Source organism: Mangrovibacterium diazotrophicum, from assembly GCF_003610535.1.
Classification (GTDB): Bacteria; Bacteroidota; Bacteroidia; order Bacteroidales; family Prolixibacteraceae; genus Mangrovibacterium; species Mangrovibacterium diazotrophicum.
This window is the reverse complement of sequence record NZ_RAPN01000003.1, coordinates 80,890-100,541: the sequence shown is the minus strand read 5'-3', so window position 1 is coordinate 100,541 and position 19,652 is coordinate 80,890. Positions and strand designations below refer to the sequence as shown.

At 44.7% G+C, this 19,652-nt stretch carries 17 protein-coding genes; 5 read left to right on the top strand and 12 right to left on the bottom strand.

Going from position 1 to position 19,652, the window contains the following annotated elements; all coding sequences use genetic code 11:
* The first annotated feature begins 16 nt into the window (after positions 1 to 16).
* Positions 17 to 1,258 carry a sulfate reduction electron transfer complex DsrMKJOP subunit DsrP gene (gene dsrP / locus BC643_RS18590; RefSeq protein ID WP_120274785.1) on the top strand — a complete coding sequence of 414 codons (1,242 nt, stop codon included), beginning with the start codon at positions 17 to 19 and terminating at the stop codon, positions 1,256 to 1,258.
* Positions 1,259 to 1,419: 161 nt separating this feature from the next.
* Positions 1,420 to 1,845 carry an HIT family protein gene (locus BC643_RS18585; RefSeq protein WP_120274996.1) on the top strand — a complete coding sequence of 142 codons (426 nt, stop codon included), beginning with the start codon at positions 1,420 to 1,422 and terminating at the stop codon, positions 1,843 to 1,845.
* Between the two features lie 101 nt (positions 1,846 to 1,946).
* Here the strand turns inward: BC643_RS18585 and BC643_RS18580 are convergent, their stop codons facing one another.
* From BC643_RS18580 to porU, 9 genes are all read right to left on the bottom strand, one after another.
* On the bottom strand, positions 1,947 to 2,738 hold the full coding sequence (locus BC643_RS18580) for a TPM domain-containing protein (protein ID WP_120274784.1): 792 nt from the start codon (positions 2,736 to 2,738) through the stop codon (positions 1,947 to 1,949).
* Between the two features lie 6 nt (positions 2,739 to 2,744).
* On the bottom strand, positions 2,745 to 3,185 hold the full coding sequence (locus BC643_RS18575) for a TPM domain-containing protein (protein WP_120274783.1): 441 nt from the start codon (positions 3,183 to 3,185) through the stop codon (positions 2,745 to 2,747).
* Positions 3,186 to 3,196: 11 nt separating this feature from the next.
* A complete protein-coding gene (locus BC643_RS18570; protein WP_120274782.1) occupies positions 3,197 to 3,793 on the bottom strand; it encodes a LemA family protein in 597 nt (198 codons plus the stop codon).
* Between the two features lie 220 nt (positions 3,794 to 4,013).
* Positions 4,014 to 6,182 (bottom strand): ATP-binding protein, encoded by a 2,169-nt coding sequence (locus BC643_RS18565; protein WP_120274781.1) that lies wholly within the window; start codon positions 6,180 to 6,182, stop codon positions 4,014 to 4,016.
* Positions 6,183 to 6,242: 60 nt separating this feature from the next.
* Positions 6,243 to 6,575 carry a thioredoxin family protein gene (locus BC643_RS18560; protein WP_120274780.1) on the bottom strand — a complete coding sequence of 111 codons (333 nt, stop codon included), beginning with the start codon at positions 6,573 to 6,575 and terminating at the stop codon, positions 6,243 to 6,245.
* The gene (locus BC643_RS18555) at positions 6,575 to 6,934 is read right to left on the bottom strand and encodes a CoA-binding protein (protein ID WP_120274779.1); all 360 of its coding nucleotides are present in this window, start codon (positions 6,932 to 6,934) and stop codon (positions 6,575 to 6,577) included. The genes BC643_RS18560 and BC643_RS18555 overlap by 1 nt, the downstream gene beginning before the upstream one ends.
* Positions 6,935 to 6,940: 6 nt before the next feature.
* A complete protein-coding gene (gene ispF / locus BC643_RS18550; protein WP_120274778.1) occupies positions 6,941 to 7,417 on the bottom strand; it encodes a 2-C-methyl-D-erythritol 2,4-cyclodiphosphate synthase in 477 nt (158 codons plus the stop codon).
* Entirely contained in the window at positions 7,414 to 8,598 is a 1,185-nt protein-coding gene (porV, locus tag BC643_RS18545; protein WP_120274777.1) for a type IX secretion system outer membrane channel protein PorV, read from the bottom strand. Before porV ends, ispF begins: the two co-directional genes overlap by 4 nt.
* Before the next feature lie 94 nt (positions 8,599 to 8,692).
* Positions 8,693 to 12,148, bottom strand: coding sequence for a type IX secretion system sortase PorU (gene porU / locus BC643_RS18540; RefSeq protein ID WP_120274776.1), 3,456 nt, complete (start codon positions 12,146 to 12,148; stop codon positions 8,693 to 8,695).
* Between the two features lie 221 nt (positions 12,149 to 12,369).
* On the opposite strand from porU, the gene BC643_RS18535 reads away from it, so the two are divergent.
* Both BC643_RS18535 and BC643_RS18530 read left to right on the top strand, forming a co-directional pair.
* Entirely contained in the window at positions 12,370 to 13,830 is a 1,461-nt protein-coding gene (locus BC643_RS18535) for an SUMF1/EgtB/PvdO family nonheme iron enzyme (RefSeq protein ID WP_245995023.1), read from the top strand.
* A gap of 74 nt (positions 13,831 to 13,904) precedes the next feature.
* On the top strand, positions 13,905 to 15,197 hold the full coding sequence (locus BC643_RS18530) for a UDP-N-acetylmuramoyl-tripeptide--D-alanyl-D-alanine ligase (protein ID WP_120274774.1): 1,293 nt from the start codon (positions 13,905 to 13,907) through the stop codon (positions 15,195 to 15,197).
* 32 nt (positions 15,198 to 15,229) lie between these two features.
* Here the strand turns inward: BC643_RS18530 and trxA are convergent, their stop codons facing one another.
* Positions 15,230 to 15,595, bottom strand: coding sequence for a thioredoxin (gene trxA, locus BC643_RS18525; protein ID WP_120274773.1), 366 nt, complete (start codon positions 15,593 to 15,595; stop codon positions 15,230 to 15,232).
* Between the two features lie 184 nt (positions 15,596 to 15,779).
* Between trxA and BC643_RS18520 the strand changes: the two genes are divergently transcribed.
* On the top strand, positions 15,780 to 17,192 hold the full coding sequence (locus BC643_RS18520) for a CCA tRNA nucleotidyltransferase (RefSeq protein ID WP_120274772.1): 1,413 nt from the start codon (positions 15,780 to 15,782) through the stop codon (positions 17,190 to 17,192).
* A 1-nt stretch (position 17,193) separates the two neighbouring features.
* On the opposite strand, the gene BC643_RS18515 is transcribed toward BC643_RS18520, so the two are convergent.
* The gene (locus BC643_RS18515; RefSeq protein WP_147377272.1) at positions 17,194 to 18,255 is read right to left on the bottom strand and encodes an endonuclease/exonuclease/phosphatase family protein; all 1,062 of its coding nucleotides are present in this window, start codon (positions 18,253 to 18,255) and stop codon (positions 17,194 to 17,196) included.
* Positions 18,203 to 19,648 (bottom strand): hypothetical protein, encoded by a 1,446-nt coding sequence (locus BC643_RS18510; protein ID WP_147377271.1) that lies wholly within the window; start codon positions 19,646 to 19,648, stop codon positions 18,203 to 18,205. The genes BC643_RS18515 and BC643_RS18510 overlap by 53 nt, the downstream gene beginning before the upstream one ends.
* Positions 19,649 to 19,652 lie beyond the last annotated feature (4 nt).

Genomic DNA, 19,652 nt, shown 5'->3' with positions numbered 1-19,652 from the left:
AGCAAAACCGAGATCCATGAAACTGACACAATTTCCACGAAGCATCCTACCAATTCTTTCCCGGGGAAATCGCGGCTATTACGCGTGGCTACTTTTTTTATTGCTGATTATGGTCTGGGGTGCCGGAGGCTATGCCAAACAACTCAATCATGGCCTCGTAACTACCAACATGCGCGATTCGGTTTCATGGGCGTTCTATATCGGCAACTTCACCTTCCTGGTCGGGATTGCTGCTGCGGCCGTGATGCTGGTCATTCCGGCCTACATTTACAATTGGAAGCCAATCAAAGAGATTGTCATATTCGGCGAACTGCTGGCTATTTGTGCCGTTGTGATGAGCATTGGATTTATCGTTGTCGACATTGGCAATCCGCTCCGCTTCTGGCACATGCTCCCGGGAATCGGCACCATGAACTTTCCATCCTCCATGCTATCGTGGGATTTCTTTGTTTTGCTCACCTACCTCTGCATAAACCTGGTGGTGGTCATCCACTTGTTGCACCGAATTTTCATCAAAAAGGATTACAACAAGAAACTCGTTCTGACCTTGGTTTTCGTCAGCATACCGATGGCAGTGGCCATTCATACGGTAACAGCATTCCTTTACAATGCCATTCCCGCCCGACCATTTTGGAACAGCGCGCTGCTTGCACCAAGATTCCTGGCTTCTGCATTCTGTTCCGGACCGGCAATCCTCCTCATCTTATTCCAACTGCTTCGCAAGTTTACCCGTTTCGAGATCAAGGATGAAGCCATTTGGACCATCGCCGAGCTGATGGTCTACGCGATGTTTATCTATCTTTTCTTCTCGGTGGCCGAACTATTCAAAGAGTTTTACAGCGGAACCGAGCATCTTCTTTACTGGCAGTATTTGCTGTTTGGAATTGGCGACAACAAGGAGCTCGTGCCTTACAGCTGGGCTTCCATTATTATGGGCTGCATCGCTTTTGTTCTTTTTCTTGTGCCGAAAACACGAAAGAACTTCACAACACTCAACATTGGTGCTGTTCTGATCTATGCCAGTGTTTACGTAGAAAAAGGAATTGCCCTGATCATCCCCGGGTTCACCCCCGACGTACTCGGGCAAATCTACGTGTATACACCATCGATGATCGAAATCAGAACAGCGGCGCTGATCTTCTCGGTAGGCTTCCTGGTATTCACCTTCCTTGTCAAAATCGCTATCGCCATCATATTCGAGGATTACCGAGTTGAAGAACCAATGCCCGAGCAGCAACAAACACTGGAAAAAGCCTGAAAGCTTATACAGAATGACCATAACTTGAAGAAACAAGACAATAGTTGTAAATGGTCGTCTGGAAGTTGAAATCGGACGAAATTTTAAACAGTTTATCCCCTTCAGCCCCCGGCATTTTGTGCTACCTTGCGCCGAAAATAACCAATCATAAATTTTCGACTATGCCCTCACCAATCTCAGAATGTCTGTACTGTCAGAACAACGAGACTTTACACAATCTAATGATCAAGATCTGCGATCTTGAAGTATCACAGCTGTTCCTGTTTAAAGAACAATCCTACTATGGCCGTTGTAATGTTGTTTACAAGGATCATGGTGTGGAATTTCACGAGCTAAGCGACGAACAACGCGATGCTTTTATGCGCGATGTTGCCCAGGTTGGAAAAGCGATCGCCGGTGCATTCAAACCAACAAAAATCAATTACGGTGCCTATGCCGATACCTTATCGCATTTGCACACGCACATCGTTCCGAAATACAAAGACGGATACGGTTTTGGTGGTGTGTTTGAAATGAACCCGCAAAAGAAAAGTTTGACAGATGCTGAATACGCAGAAGTAATTGCTAAAATCAGAGCTGAATTATAAGCGAACTTTCCCTGCAAAAAAGGAAATACAAACGATAAAGGCTAACTGTTTGCAGTTAGCCTTTATTTATTTTCGTTCGGTCTATTTCTGAATGATCGGCGTTACCAGCTTCCACCGGCACCGCCACCGCCAAAACCGCCGCCGCCGAAGCCACCAAAGCCTCCGCCGCCACCGAAACCACCGCTTCCGCCTGAGAAGTTCCCCCAGCTTCCGCGATGATTACTGCTGCCCATCATGCCGCCCATCAGCAACCAGAATGGCAAGCTACTGCCACCGGTGTAATACCGGCGACGCCCTCGGAAAATTGACGATACGAAAAAGATGATGACAAAAAAGAAAATGATCCCGGCTATGCCGGCACCACCACCACCATCGCTAACCTTTTCGTGATACTCTGCCGCGGTAAATTCCTTCGAAGCCAGTCCCATGATGACTTTTGTACCGGCATACAGGCCACCATAAATATCACCTTGCCTGAAACGCGGAATCATTTCGCCATTCACAATATCGCGATTAGCGGTAGCATCGGGAATTATGCCCTCCAAACCGTAGCCTACGGCCACAAACACTTCTCCACGCGAATCGGCTGTTTTTGGTTTGAACACCACCACCACGCCATTGTCTTTGTCGCCTTGACCAACACCCCATTTTTCACCCAAACGAAAAGCGTAATCCGAAACATCGTATCCATCCAACGAAGGAACCGTTACAATGACAATCTGGGTAGAAGTTTGACGGGCAAAATTTTCAAGCTCTCCCTCCAACTGATTCTCCTCTCCTGTACTCAGCACATTCGCATAGTCATTGACCAAGCGATCCGATTTTTCCGGAATATCCTGAGCGTATGAAGTAAAACCAAAAAAAAGGGCTATTATTAAAAGTAGTTGTTTCATGTTCCTTTATTTTTTCCCGAACGAAATATCATCCGAAAGTTCGTTCACATCATCTTTCTGGTAAGGGAAATGTTCTTTCAGCTGTTTCCCGGCCATTAATATTCCTTCGGACAAGCCATCGGCAAAACGTCCTTTTTTAAAATGCGATAGCATCAAATCCTTCGTTGACTCCCAAAAATTATCGGGAACTTTGGCGTTGATACCGGCATCTCCCAAAATCGCAAACTTGCGATCGGTAACGGCCAGGTAAAACAGAACGCCATTTCGTGCCGCCGTTTTGTGCATTTTAAGTTGCTCGAACCAATGGGCTGCACAATCGAGGACATCCTCCTTACAGCGACCTTCAACATGCACCCGGATCTCGCCCGAGGTTTTCAATTCCGCTGCTTTAATCGCATCTGTGATCTGTTTCTTTTCCTGTTCTGTAAAAAAATCGACTACTGCCATATTCTATACGTTTATTCGTCGAAGTTAACAACCGGTGCTTTTTCAGCACCTTGCTCCGCGGTGAAATAAGCTTTCTTCTCGAAGCCAAACATATTGGCGTAAATATTTTTCGGGAATGAACGGATATAGGTGTTGAATCCCTGAGCCGACTCATTGAATTTCCGACGCTCAACCGTGATCCGGTTCTCTGTTCCTTCCAGTTGCGCCTGTAAATCCAGGAAGTTTTGGTTGGCTTTCAAATCGGGGTAACGCTCAACAACGACCATTAATCGGCTCAATGCTGACGACAAACCATCCTGGGCCTGCTGGAATTGTTGCAACGATTGCGCATCCAGATTATCGGCATTCAAATTCACAGAAGTGGCTTTTGAACGCGCTTCAATCACACCTTCCAAAGTTTCCTGTTCGTGCGTTGCATATCCTTTCACTGTATTTACGAGGTTCGGAATCAAATCGGCGCGACGTTGATAAACGTTCTCAACCTGGGCCCAACTGGCACTAACTTCTTCGTCCTTTTGCACCATCGTGTTGTAGGTGCCCTTAAACGACGAATAAATAAAAATAACAACAACCGCAATGACGGCTAAAATGATCCAAGATTTCTTCATTTGTCTTAATTTTTTTTCAATGACTTACTTTAGAATGATAAAAATTGGGAAAATACGCCTCCCTTCTGTGTTGTTTTCGGGGAATACGGCGTTTTTACCGTTTGATGGTAGTGATCAAAAGGTGAACCAACCGACAAGTTATGACAAAAAAGTCATTTCTTCGGCGAAATACGGAAATTCAGTCCCTCCGGACCTGACGTTTTGAACGGTTCGCAAAATACTAAATGGTATCGCTGTACTTTTTAAGCGTAAATGAGAAGGTCGTTCCCTGGCCTTTTTTCGATTCAACCCGGATTGTTCCTCCATTGGTTTCAACAAACTCCTTACAAAGCAACAAACCAAGTCCGGAGCCTTTTTCGTGATTGGTACCGTAGGTCGATACGTGCGCATTGGGGTTGAAAATTTTCGGCACATCGGCTTCTTCGATTCCAACGCCTGTATCTTTAATCGAAATCAGGATTTTATCGCCCTGCTCCTTCCCGATTATTTGCACCAAACCTCCATTTTCGGTGAATTTGATGGCGTTTGAAATCAGGTTACGGAAGATCAGGTTGACCATGTTATGGTCAGCATAAACCTGCAAATCTCCCTGCAGATCACTTGTTACCCGAATCAGTTTACTCTCGGAAGCCCTGAAATTGAGTTGAATATTATTTTTCACAAGGGCAGGAATGTCCAGTCGTTCGGGCTTGTAACTAACAGCATCCTTCTGACTCTTGGCCCACGACAAAAGGTTGTCGAGCAGGAAATAGGTACTTTCGGCCTCGTCTCGTAATTCGTTGATGATTTGCTGACGCAGCTCGTCGGTAAACATTTCGGGGAAATCAGATAATTGCCCAATCACATCCTTGAAAGCACCAATCGGGTTTCGCAGGTCATGTCCAATGATCGACATGAACTTGTCTTTCGTTTCATTAACCTTCAGAAGCTCTTTATGCTGAAGGCCAATTTTCCGGTTTTTCTCAGTCAAAAGGTCGTTTGCCCTTTTCCGCGATTTTATGTAGCTCAACATGATCAGGAAAACGATAAAGAGCGACATCACACCAACCGAGAGAATCAATGTATTTGACTTTTGCTTCCGAATGCGTAGATCCTTAATCTGGTTATCCTTTTGCAAAAGCTCAATCTCATTCTGCTTTTGCGTCATATCCATTTCCGAACGGGCCTGCGAGAAACTGTTGGTTCGTTCCTGGCTGTAAAGTGTATCGGTAATCAGTGTGTAGTGCTTCAAATTCTCGTAGGCACCTTTATAATCGCCCGACTTGGCCCGAATTTTCGACTCTATCAAATAGGCTTCCTGCTCAAGATCGATGATGCCACAGGTGCTGGCAATTTCCTTACAAACATTGATTTGCCGTAGCGCCTGACCAAGATAATTCAGATTCAGACTAATCTGAGCCAACAACCAATTGGCTGTGGCAATGCCTTCCTGCATTTTAATCTCTTCAAATATCGACAACGCCAAGCCGATATAGTAATTCGACTGCTGGTATTCTTCTTTCCGCAGGTACACCTCCGCCAAACCAATCCAACCGTAGGCTTTGTAATAATCACCCATGTCAATACTGTCGGCAAGTTCAATTACTTCCTGGTAGTAAGGAATAGCTTCATCGTATTCTTCTTTATCCTTATAGATCTCCCCGATATTGTTCATCACAATTGTTTGACCGATGTAGTCTGTCAACTTTTTATCAATCTCGAGTGTCTTCTGGTAAAATTCGAGAGCCCGGTCGTAATCCTTCCAGTAGTGGTAGTTTACGGCAATATTATTCATGATACGCGCTTCGATCTTCGGATCTTTATGATCCTCGTAATAACTCAAAGCATCGAGCAGATAGCGCAAGCCTGTAACACGGTCACCCTTCGTTGTCAGTACCGTTCCAATGTTTAATTTGATAGAAGCAACCCGCTCATCCAATCCAAGATCCTGGGCTTTTAGAAGTGAACGAAGAAACAAATCAAGTGCTTCAGAATAATTCCCCAGGTTCATCTGATAGGACGCCATGGTATTCATCCCAATCACCAACGCTTCCTCATCTCCAATCTTCAATGCAAGATCGATTCCCTTTTGTGAAAAGTCTCGACCTTCCTCAAAATTTCCTGAGAAAATATGCCCGGCTGCCAACCGCAAATAACATTGACACTCTTGCTCCTCGTTTTTGTTCTCCAAAGTAATCGGAAGCGCCAAATTGGCATAATAAATGATTTTTGAGGGATCGACAAAGGCATATTCTTTAGATAGTTCCAGATACAGATTTACCAACTCGCCACCCTTAGCACGGGGTAACAACGCTGAAAGACTATCTATTTTTGCCGTTTGGCTGAAGTTTGTAAGCGCACAAAATGTAAAAACGACAAGGCAAACCAGTTTTTTGAGGTTTCTTTTCAAGCAAGTCTATATTTACGTTGACTTAAAAATAGATTTATTTCCTTGTTTTTCAAATTTGATTCAAGAAAACATCAGTTTATATGGACGGGAAATCTCATTTTTTAATTCATCCAATCCAAAACTTCTGCTCTTCCTCATGAATTCACGCCCCTCGAAATACACAACGATCGTAGGAACAGCAAAAATTCGATACTGACCAGCAATCTCCGGATTACTGTTCATAGGCACATACAGCAGTTTCATCTCCGGAAAACTGCCGCATATCAGTTCAACTATTTTGGGTTTTAATACTTTGCAGACCTGGCACTCATCGGTTGAAAAATACACGATAACGGCTTGCTCACGGGTCAGAAACCCGGCAAAATCGTCCAGTGTACCGATGAAAGTCTCCATTAGTACTGGCCAATACTTAACAATACCAACGTACAGGCTATTTCTGATTGAATACCTGCTTGCTCCAGACGCTCCGCAAACGCATCGTTCTCCGTGCCCGGGTTAAAAATGACCCGCTTCGGCTGAAGCTTCTCCACGTAATCCATATAGCCTGCTTGGTTTTGTGGCCCCACGTAAAGGGTCACGGTATCAATTCCCTGAAAATCGACAGGGTCGGTACTAAAGTCCACATCGGCAACTTTACCTGGCCTTGGCGCCAAAGCCACAACCTCGTGTCCATGTTGGCGAAGTGCTTTAATTGCTTTGTATGAATAGCGTTCCGGCTTTTCGCTGGCGCCTATTACTAATGTCTTTTTCATACCCTGTTATTTTTGAATCAACACCGAGGCGTAAGCAGAAATTCCTTCCTGGCGCCCTTCGAATCCCAACCGTTCTGTGGTTGTTGCTTTTACCGAGACACAATCCTCGTCGATACCCAGCACCTCTGCCATTTTGGCTTCCATCAACGGAATAAAATCCTTCAACTTTGGTTGCTGCGCAGCGATTGTCGCATCAATATTGCCAATTTCGTAGCCCTTTTCGGCAATGAGTTCCTGGCATTTTTTGAGTAAAATCTTACTATCTACATTTTTAAAGTCCGAAGACGTATCCGGGAAATGGTAACCAATATCCCGAAGTTTTGCCGCTCCCAATAGCGCATCACAGATTGCATGAATCAGAACGTCACCATCCGAATGCGCAACTGTTCCTTTGCTGTGCGGAACAAGGATTCCTCCCAGCCACAATGTCTCTCCCTCTGCCAGGCTATGAACATCATAGCCAAGTCCTACGCGTATAATCATCTTCTTTTACTGCTTAACTGGTCGAAATCAAAGGCCAATGAAAAACGCAAGGTGTTTTCCAATGGATGGTTCCGTTGTGTTGGGAATAAATAAGAGAAGTCGAGGGTAAACACGTTCAATTTGAAACCGGCACCAGCCGTGAAATATTTTCGGTTACCCTTATTTTCATTTTCGTGGAAATATCCGGCACGAAGCGCAAATTGCTTTTGATACCAATATTCAACCCCCAACGAAACGGTGATTTCCTGCAATTCTTCTTTGAAACCGCCCGGAGCATCGGAGAATGAACTGATGATACCTCCGATAACTGACTTGTCTTCGCTAAAACCCCCGCCAACAATCACACCGTTTTCATCGGTTAAACTTTCGGTATCCGGAGTCGGCACCAAAAGTTTGTTCAGGTCCAATGCAAAATTCAGCGAGTTATAATCGTCCAGCTCCATTTCGTAGGACGTACCCAAACGCAGGTTTGCCGGAATGAAATCCTTGGTTTCACCATCGGTATAGGAAATTTTGCTACCGATGTTTGAAATATTTACCCCGGCTGAAAACACCGAGTTTTTGCGGTTATGACGCATCTCATCGCGATAGTAAAAAGCGATGTCCGCAGCAAACGAATTACCGGCATGTGATTCAACTCCTCCCACTGGCATCCCTCCGGTCAAATCGGAACGGATGTAACGTAATGCCACAGATCCTGAAAATTTTTCGGATAACAAACGAGAGTAAGCCACATCGAAGGCAAACTCGTTCGGATTTTGTTGTCCCTGCAACTCACCGTATTCGTTTCGGAACGTAATCCCTCCCAACGAAAAATAACGAAGAGAAGCACTTACGACCTGTTGCTCATCGATGCGTTTGAACGCTGACAAATAGGCCAGGTTGATATCGTCAACCAAGTTGCGCAACCAAGGCGAATAAGACAGTGCAACACCAAGGTCGCTTTCGATAAAGGCATATTTTGCGGGGTTCCAGTGTTGCGAGTTCATATCGGGAGAAGTTGCCACACCGGCATCCCCCATCGCTCCTGCCCGAGAGTCGGGCGCTATCGTCAAGAAAGGGACAGCTGTTGAAACAACATTCGCACCAGAAGTGGAACTTTGACCAAACGACTTACCGGAAAACAATAGAAACAACACGGCAAGCGCGGTCAAAAAGAATTGGCTTCTCATTTTTTTCATTTTATATAACGTTGCGCAAAGATAAAATTTTGGATTAATTCCAACTTTCAATATGCAAACGGAATTAATCGATAAAAATTATCGACTTCGCCCCTTATCTTTTCAATAGAATTATTACGCCCGATTTGGTCGCGGTGTTACCATCGGATGCAGAAAGAATAACCCGATACAAATAAGCACCGCTGCGTACCAAAACCTGATGATCGCTCAGTTGCCAAAGAATGGGATCAGTCTCTGTTTCCTCTGATATCAATGTCTCCTTGATCATATCGATCAGGCTTCCTTTCGAATCGAAAACTTCAATCTTAGCATCGAATACTTCGCCGGGGCGGTTATGAATAATTTTGAACCGCGTGTAATCTGTCATCGGGTTAGGATAGCAAATCACATCTTCAATTTTAAATTCCTCGCTGACAACGAAATGTATTTCTATTTCAGTCGAATTATTCATAACATCCCACACCTTAATCGTCAAGGTATGCTCGCCAACAGAAAGTCCGCTCATCGGGTAAACAATGGTTCCGGAAGTATAGCTATCCAAATCGGCCAGGTAATAGTCATTCAGCACAATAACGTCGGAATAATCACCATCGAGCACCGCTGTAATATCATGTCCGATTCCGGTTCCCAAAGTATTTATACCACTTTCGTCGCTTAAATTCAGGTATAAAATTGAGTTCACCCCAACCTGGTCTCCCGACTCAAACGATGGGTTGTTCAGGTACAATTCAACCAAAGGCCCTTCCGTATCAACAATGTCGCTCTCTGAGTTTCCGCCGATCAGAAGTTCATTATTCGCGCCATGTGCGTCAATACTATCGTTGCTGGCATAGTACAATATTTTACCCTCGCCAATTGCGTAGGAAATGTCTTTGGGAACAATAAACGAGAATTCGAACTTGCCGTCAACCACCGATGATACTCCCCGGTAAATCCGGTTGTTCTGTACTTCATACTCAAACGGCGTTTCTCCGCCATTGCCCAGTGTTTCGGTCGAAATTTTCTTATCGTACACAACCGGCACCAGCTCGCCATTAAAATCGCTCATCAAATTACCGTCCGTATCCACGACTTCACCGGTAACCGTTACCTTCGATAGGGCAGCAATCGGATCAACCAAAGCGGCGGGTTCCACTCCGTTGATTGTCGTGGTGACCACATTATATTGCGGGATGGAAAGGCGGAGCGCCGGGTCGCCCAATAGTGTGAAATTTCGTTTATTGACTCCACTCAGAGTTGCATTTTTAGTTCGTTTCATTACGTCGCCCATGCGCAGGTAATCGCCATTTTCGTCGCGCTGGAAAACCTGCTCGTAAAAATTGCTGTTCAGCAAAAAGTTGGGATTTGAATAAACAACGCGGGTCGAACTAAACAGGGCAATTCCTCCGCCATTTTCGTTAAAAAGAATGTGTTCTCCCCCCGACTGTTCATCTCCGTCAAAACGGCTGAACTCACAGGTGGCCGTCACAAAAACCGGCAGCTTATTGTAATTTGTCCACTCATCAATATCACTTACTGTCAAAACCTTCTCCCCAGCCAAAGCAGTCTCGTTCGCATGCCCCGTGTAATTCATAATCAATACCCCGTCCTTCACGCTACTGTTAATTGCATCGGTTACATCGGGATACTGGTCGCCACTTGGGGTTGAAACCTGCTCATAGGCATCAAAATAAATTTTACCAACAGCAACAGCCGGCATGTCGTCGCTGACATTCTCAGCCAACTGGTCGGCCTGAGTCATATGGGTATTCGAGTCTTCGTCGTCGCCAATAAAACAAACCCGATTCCGCCATTCCCCCAGCGCAACCGAACTCACATAATTCATCACTTTATCGACAACCGTTTCGGCTTCATCTGTGGTTTTGGCCGGTATGCGGCCAATACCCAAATCAATTAAACCGTCGTATTCACCTTCATCCGAATCGAGCAAAACAAAGAAATCGTCGGTCACAAAGGATGCTGTTGGCAGCAACGAATTCTCCGATTGGTAAGTCGGAATAAAATTCAGTCCTTCTCCCAAAATATTTTTGTTGTCGTAAGTTCCGTCGCCCAGCAATAGCACATATTTCAGTTTCCCGTTGCCATCATTCGACTTTTCATAGCAATACCGCAGGAAGTTCCGGATGCCGGAAACATCCGGCAAGCCGCATGAGAATTCGTTATAAATCTGTTCCGGCTCGACAACCGCTACATTCAAATTATCCTTTGTTAGATGAAACGAAGCCAATTCATCGGCTGTCGTCGCAAAATCGGGATGGGTGATGATAATCATATCGGGGATCTCCATTTGGTGAAGATCCTGGTTAGCGATGTCGTCGACCTTTTCCGCACTCGGAATTTCACCATTCGGGTAAAAAGCGACGAACTCGCGTATATCATCCGTATGAAGTGTAAATTGCGCCACACTTGAATTCAGGTTGTAAGCTACTGCCAGCGGATTTAAAAAATCTGACACATCCCAAATTTGCAGATTCGTCTGCGCTCCGTTCAGGTTAAACCGGGTGATTTTGCCGGATCCAGCCGACGCCGGCACTCTGAAATTCATCGACGAACCATCCATTGTCAAATAACGATATGCATTCAACTCGATATAATCCAACCATCCCAATGCAGAACTGTTTGAAGCAGAATAGTCGAAACGCAAAACACTTGAAGCTTGCGGACTTGAAATGGACATTCGACTCTGCCCAACGTTTGCATACTGCGTAATCGGATCGCTGGTATCGACAGAGGAAATACTAATCGTCGACCGCAGCACATCATTATAATAGATTGAAAAAGCTGAACTCAGAGAAGACCGTCCCGCTGCTTCCGTGTATATTGAAAAAGCTTGAGTGGTCACCGGGTTGGTTACACTGAACTCGAATTCGCGCGACTGACCCTGCTGGAATTTCTCGCCAAACCAACGCCTTCCCGATTGAATCAAATTTTCCAAATCGTTTTCATACAATTGATAATCCAGGAATGTGCTGGCATCGTCCGTGAAGTCATCGGTCGTCGATTCAATCTCCGACACAACTAGTGGTGTTCCCTGGTCCGAAAGATAAAAATAGGTTACGTCCGAATAGTCATTCCCGGTATGTTTAAACGCATCCACCGAACTGTAATAGGTCCATTCAACTGTTCCCGACGAATAGAAGAACAGGCAATCAGCACTGTTTTTGTCTTTTCCGTACCAAACCGGATTTTGGATCAAATCATCGGCTACCGGATCACTGTTCTGTTTCGAAAGCATATAACCGCCATTGCCATAAAGACAAACTGCCTCAGGATCGGAGAAACCCCAATTCTGCAATTGAGAAAAGGAAATTTTGTAGATACCACGATCTTCCGCCTGAATCTTTACCCAGTTGCCGTTTGCCAAAACAGAAGTAGATGCCCAATCATCAACAGAAGACTTTATTTTATAGTTTGATGCAACAAGATCTTTGAAAGTTGCCTGATTCAGATCATTCTCAGCAGAATTTATTCCTTCAGCCCCAGCCATGTGAAATGTGAAAAGATTCACAATTAAGAACAATAATCCAATCGGCAAGTGCGTTTTTCTCATGCGGCAATTTAACAATTCCTGTCTAATAACGGAGTCGCCCTATTTTTATTTCAGCTGGTTTGCAAAAGGACCGGGGAATGTAATTTTTCTATAAAAATATGCATTCGTACAATAAGAATAAGCACCCCAGCGTTAGACAAAAGTTCTAAAAGCCGTTCAATATCGACTTGAACAATTAATTTATATTTGTCGAGATTATACCAAACTGAAAATTCAGAAAGATGAAATTTAAGGCCATATTACTAGTGGGTTTAGCCGCGCTCTTTGCCAGTTGCAGTATGTTTAAAAAAGACGGAGGTGGATTTAGCAGTAAAAATGCATCGAACTCAACTGGATGGGAATACAATAATCCCGATAACGGAGGTTTTCAGGCTGATGCAGACTATGCACAGTTTGCCGGTCCCGGACTAAAATTTATCCAGGGTGGTACCTTCACAATGGGGCGTGTTGAACAAGACGTGATGTACGACTGGAACAACATCCCACGCCGGGTTACGGTTGCGTCTTTCTATATGGATGAAACTGAAGTTGCGAACATCGACTATCGCGAATACCTGTTCTGGATTCAACGGGTATACCCGGATAGCAAAGAAAAATATATGGAAGCACTTCCCGACACCTTGGTGTGGAGAGAAGAATTGGCTTACAACGAACCCTATTTGGATAACTACCTGCGCCACCCGGCATACAGTAAATACCCGGTTGTGGGTGTGAGCTGGGAACAAGCTTCAGCTTACTGCAAATGGAGAACCGACCGTGTGAACGAACAATTATTGGTTAACCGTGGTGTTTTGGCACACGATGCAAGCCAAGCTGGACAAAACGTTTTCACAACGGAAACCTATTTGGCAGGTATGTACGAAGGAACTCAAGGTGACAAGCCTGTTGAAGATGCCAGTGGAAATGCCCGTAAGATTCGTTGGGAAGACGGTATTCTTTTACCGGACTATCGCCTGCCGACCGAAGCAGAATGGGAATATGCAGCCTATGGTTTAATCGGAAACACTGACGGTGAGTTGTTGACTGAACGTAAATTGTATCCATGGAACGGATCCTATTTGCGTGATGACAGCCGCAGAGATCGTGGCCGCTTGAATGCCAACTTTGTCCGTGGACGTGGTGACATGATGGGTATGGCAGGTGCATTGAACGATAACGCTGATATTACAGCTCCTGTAAACTCATACAACCCGAACGACTTTGGATTGTACTGTATGGCAGGTAACGTAAACGAATGGGTGGCTGATGTATATCGCCCGCTATCTCAGGAAGAAGTGAACGAATTCCAACCTTTCCGCGGTACCGTTTATACAACCTACCGCCGCGATGACAGTGGCAATCTGATGCGTGACGAATTTGGTGAATTGTTGGTTGACACCGTTGCCGACTATCGTAACTTCGAAGATGGTGACTACCAATCACAAATCATTGAAGGACAAGACTGGAACGCTGAAAAAGACAAACTGAATACGGATAATATGTACATCCAATCGGATGGAAACGACGGAAGTTTCACATCATTAATCACCGACGAAATTCGCGTTTACAAAGGTGGTTCATGGAAAGACCGCCCCTACTGGATGGTACCGGGAACACGACGTTACAAAGATCAAAAAGAATCTGCTAACGACCTGGGATTCCGTTGTGCAATGACCCGTGTCGGAAGTCCGGAAGGATTTTAATTCGAAACAAAATTGAAAAAACAGATATAAAACCTCATTTTTGCAATGAGGTTTTATTTTTTTATATCCGCCCTATGAATATTGCAGAACTGTACGAACTCTATCAAAAACATCCAATCGTATCAACCGATAGCCGGATCATTATTGAAGACAGCATTTTCTTTGCCTTGAAGGGAGAAAACTTTGACGGCAACCAGTTTGCTGCCGATTCGCTCCAGAAAGGTGCCGCTTACGCTGTTATCGACAATCCGGAGTTCGCAACTGATCCGAGAATTATTTTAGTAGACGACGTATTACGCTGCCTGCAACAGCTGGCAAACTACCACCGAAAGACGCTCAACACTCCGGTTTTGGCCATCACCGGCTCAAACGGAAAAACGACCAGCAAGGAGTTGATTGCTGCAGTGCTGAAGAATCGCTTCAACATCACCTTCACACAAGGAAACCTGAATAACCACATCGGTGTTCCATTGACTTTGCTGAAAATGACCGAAGAAACGCAGATTGCAGTGATTGAAATGGGCGCCAATCATCCCGGCGAAATTGCAGCTTTGTGCAAAATAGCAGAGCCGAACCTTGGTTTGGTTACCAACATGGGAAAAGCTCACCTGGAAGGTTTTGGTTCGTTTGAGGGCGTGATTAAAACGAAAACCGAGCTTTACGATTTTCTTCGCGAAAACAACGGGAAATGTTTTGTTAATGCCGACAACGAGTTACTGATGAAACAAAGTGCCGGGCTGGAACAACTGACTTACGGTAAAGGAGAAGGCGTTCAACTAAAAGGCGAGCCGGAAGATTCATCGTATCTTTTGACGGTCAAAATACTGTTCCCTAAAGGATGGCTGTACTTTCGCTCGCAACTGGTGGGTTCGTACAATTTTGAGAATATCATGGCTGCGGCTCGCATAGGATTGCACTTCGATATTGATCCGCTGTTGATCCAGAAGGCTGTCGAAAAATACACACCTACAAACAACCGGTCGCAGTACATACAACAAGGTACAAACCGAATTATTCTCGATGCCTACAATGCCAACCCAACAAGCATGCTGGCAGCACTTCAGAACTTCGAGAAAATTAATCACGAGAGTAAAATCGTTATTTTGGGTGATATGCTCGAGTTGGGAGATTACGCTCAGGAAGAGCATCAAAAAATAGCGGACTTTGTTACAGCGCAGGACTACAACGAAATTTTCCTGGTTGGACCTTGCTTTTGCCAGGTTGAGACTGGTACAAAAGCGAAGAAGTTCGAAAAAATCGAACTTCTTGCAAACTACCTATTTCAACAAAAACAAATGAAAAATAACCTGATTTTGATTAAAGGCTCCAGAGGAATCCGAATGGAAAAAATTCTGAATAACTTTTAAAGCAAAACCAGTTCCCCCTAAATTTTTTCTGCTTAGGCAGGTTTTTCGACTTTCAGTACTTCCGAAATAGCTTGTTCAAAAGTAGCTTTTGGAAGAGCTCCCATGGCCATTTGCGGTTGTCCGTCAACCGGAACAAACAGCAATGAAGGGATGCTTTGAATACCGAACATACCTGCCAATTCGCGTTGATCTTCTGTATTGACTTTGTAAATATGCAGGTTTTCACCGTACTCGCTTTGCAACTCCTCCAGAATTGGAGCAACCATTTTACATGGGCCGCACCAGTCTGCGTAAAAGTCGATCAGGCAAGGTTTGTTACCTTCATATTTCCAATCTTTATTGAGTTCAAAGTTGAATACTTTTTCTTTGAATGTTTCCTTAGTCAAATGTTCTAACATAGCTTGTGTGTTTAATGGATACAAATATATAATTTTCTAGATATTTCCATATCAATTACTATACCAATAAATTTAAAACTTTATTTCTGGTCTGAAGCAGCGAAATAATTGTAATTTTGTCACGGTTTTAAACAAAATGGCATATTTATCCTTTAACATCGTTTAAAACGGATAGTAATTTTTCATGAGAGAGCATTTAGAACACCCTATATTTTCAATCATTTCGGAGGAAGCAGACCAATTACAGCAGCCCTGCTTCGTAATCGGCGGATTTGTCAGAGACCTGATTTTGAGACGCAATTCAAAAGATATTGATGTTGTTACCTTGGGTAGCGGCATTGAACTGGCAAAGCGCGTGGCCAAACGTTTAGGCCCTAAAACGCCTGTGAGCGTCTTCAAGAATTTTGGAACGGCCATGATTAAAAGTGCCGACTGGGAAGTTGAATTTGTGGGTGCCCGGAAAGAATCGTACACGCACGATTCGCGCAAACCGATCGTTGAAGACGGCACACTGGAAGACGATCAAAAGCGCCGTGATTTTACGATCAATGCCCTCGCTATCGGGTTGAACAAAGATAATTTCGGCGAGCTGGTTGACCCGTTTAATGGTGTGGCAGATCTCGAAAACAAAATCATTCGCACACCACTCGAACCCGGAATCACCTTTTCGGATGATCCGCTTCGCATGATGCGAGCTATCCGTTTCGCTACGCAGCTGAACTTCAAAATTGAGGAGAACACCCTACAGGCGATTACCGATTTTCGGGAGCGAATTGCTATCATTTCCGGCGAACGGGTAATTGAAGAACTGAATAAGATTATTCTTTCAGACAAGCCTTCCATTGGCTTCAAACTGCTCGATAAAACCGGCTTGCTTCCCTTGATCTTCCCTGAACTCTCGAATATGAAGGGGGTTGAAGAACGATCGGGAATCGCTCATAAAGATAATTTTTACCACACACTGGAAGTGCTCGACCGCATTGTGCCCAATACCAACAATTTGTGGTTGCGCTGGTCTGCCCTGTTGCACGACATTGCCAAACCACGAACCAAACGTTTCGTTCCGGGAATTGGCTGGACCTTCCATGCTCATAACCACGTCGGCGAAAAAATGATTCCAAAGTTGTTCCGTCGTATGAAACTGCCGATGAATGAAAAGATGAAATACATTCAAAAGATGGTTTCATTGCACATGCGTCCGATTGTACTGTCGGAGGAAGAAGTGACCGACTCGGCTGTTCGCCGATTGCTGTTTGAGGCAGGCGACGATATCGACGATTTGATGACGCTTTGCGAAGCGGACATCACTTCGAAAAACGAGGGAAAAGTTAAGCGGTACATGAAAAACTTTCGTCTGGTTCGCGAGAAGCTGAAAGACCTGGAAGAACGCGATCATATTCGTAATTTCCAGCCGCCAGTTTCAGGCGAGGAGATTATGGGAACATTCGGATTGAGTCCCTGCCGCGAAGTTGGACTCATCAAAAATGCGATCAAGGAAGCTATTTTGGAAGGTGAGATCCACAATAACCATGACGAGGCTTATCGATTCATGCTCAAGACCGCTTCTGAAATGGGTTTGACACCTGTTCAATCTTGATTTAATACGACAATTTGATCAACACCGGGAGGTGATCCGAAAATCCTCCCGAATACTGATAACCGCGGTAGGTCCGAAACAGTCGTTTACCACCCCAATGCTCATCGGCTTCGAAGAGAAACGGTAAATCTACGATTCGTGCATCTGCCCCCGAACAATTCAGTCCGGAGGTATTCAAAAGATAATCGGAGACAATCACCTGGTCGAAAATTTGCCAGCTTTGCTGATGTTTCAGTGTCCCCTTCGGTTTCCAGGAAGCTGTAAGATTGACCAATTCACCTTTATTAGATGGATTATCTGATACTACAGTCATCAATCCCTTTCGAATACTCACATCATCCGGCTCGTCATTAAAATCTCCTAAAACAACAATTTTTGCGTCAGTACACTGTTCGAAAACGGCATCAATGTGATTTCGAAGTGTCCGGGCTGCCAGCAAACGGTCGGGTTCAGTTTCTGCCTGCCCGCTATAACGCGACGGCCAGTGATTGACAAAAACAGTCAGAGTATCTTGGCCAACCGCGAAAGTTGCTTCGAGTATTTCCCGCGAACTCAGCGTATCTGAGCTCTCAGTTGCCAAAGGGTGATAAGAATACATTATCGGCGTGACCTTATCCGGACGAAAAAGTATGGCGACATCGATTCCCCGTTCGTCCGGAGAATCTTTGTGAATGATTTTATAGCCGTAATTTTTTAGTGGAGTATGTTCAATCAGACTCTCCAACACGGCCCTGTTTTCAACTTCACACAAACCAATCACAGCCGGTGGATCAAATCCATTCGCAGCCAAAATCACCTTTGAGATTTTGTTTAGCTTGTCCTTTAACCGGAAATAATTCCAATTCCGAAGTCCATCGGCACAAAACTCGTCGTCTTGCTTTTGGGGATCGTCTTCCACATCGAAAAGATTCTCCACATTGTAAAACATGATTGCTAACTCACTGTGGGAAGTCGGTTGCGCATTCATTCTCGCGAAAAAAAAGAACAGCAAAACAAAACCAATAAAAAATCTAGTTCGCTGCTTCTTCAACACGCTCGTAAGCACCAAGGTCAGGACCTTCATCCAAGGTTCGGTTTTGATTCAAAAGATCATACGGGAACAGCCGGCCAATTTCATCCAAACCGGCGTCTTTGGCAGCACTTAGAGTATCCAGTTCGAAGTTCATCTTCACATATGGATCAACAAACTTGGGCTGAGCATTTTTGAGGATATTTCGGTAGTATTTCGGATTCTCAACATTGAAAGTATCTGCCAATTGCAGCAAACAGTTGTCAAACCGGTAATTAAACTCGGGATCGCCCAGGCGCGCCAACTCCAGCTCGTTGCCGGTGATAATATTTCCGGTAACAATACTATTCGCAAAATAAGCTTTCGTCAGATCGCCCGAATAAGTAACACTGTTGCCGTTTGCCTGCTCCACGACCACATGATCCGAAATCATCAACGATGAAGTAGTTCGCGTACGGGAACTGTAGCCGCCCCAATAATTGGCGATCGTGGTGTGATAAAATTCGTATTCGCCGCCAATCAACAAGGCAGTTGCGTAATAACCACAGTTGTAGATGACTGTATTGTAGGCTGCAATCTTCGACTTCAGTGCGAAAATACCGGCGTAAGCGTGATTGTAAATTTTGCAATTCTGAATAGCAACAGAAGCATAGCCTTCATTTTCAATATTTCCAACCTGCAGCCCGATATTTGCATTTTTGATCTCAGCATAGCTCAGCATATTGTCATGACTCCCGGAGTACAAAAAAATACCGTTCCACTGATCAGGCACATCTTCGTATACGTCTTCCAAACGATCAGCCTGGAAGACAACCGGCTCCTCCAGCGTTCCGTTTACAAGTAATTTACCTTTGACGTACAAACCCGTACCCCGATGGAAATAAACCCGTGCTCCAGGATCGACCGTCAGCGTCACGCCCTTTTCAACGCGTGTATTTTCATAAACAACGTAAGGTTTTTCGGCGGTCCACTCCGTTGACTCACTGATTGAACCCGTAACCAGCTCAATATCCTGCCCCCAGGCTACCAAATTCACATACTGCAAGTTGGTGTTGGTAATAAACTCAATCGAGTCTTTCACAATAATGGGTTGATCCTCTCCCAACGGGTCGATCGTCACTTCAACAAAAATGTAAATGCTGTCTTTGGCAGGAACTTCCACATCAAACAGTTCGTCCTGTGGAATACCATTGATGTTCAGCCGAAATTGTGATTCACCGTTACCGGACAACCGAACACTGGAAATCAGCACCGCCTGATCGTAAGGATTGTAAACTTTGAGATGTTGCGTGGTAGAACCTACACTTGTAAAAATGGTATCGAAAACAACCGAGTCGACAGAAAAGCTCAATTTGGCATCCGTAGCGGTCAGATACTTCTCATCTTCGCAGGAAACAAAATACACCAACGATAAGATAACAAGGCATATGTAGGTAACTTTTCTCAAAGAG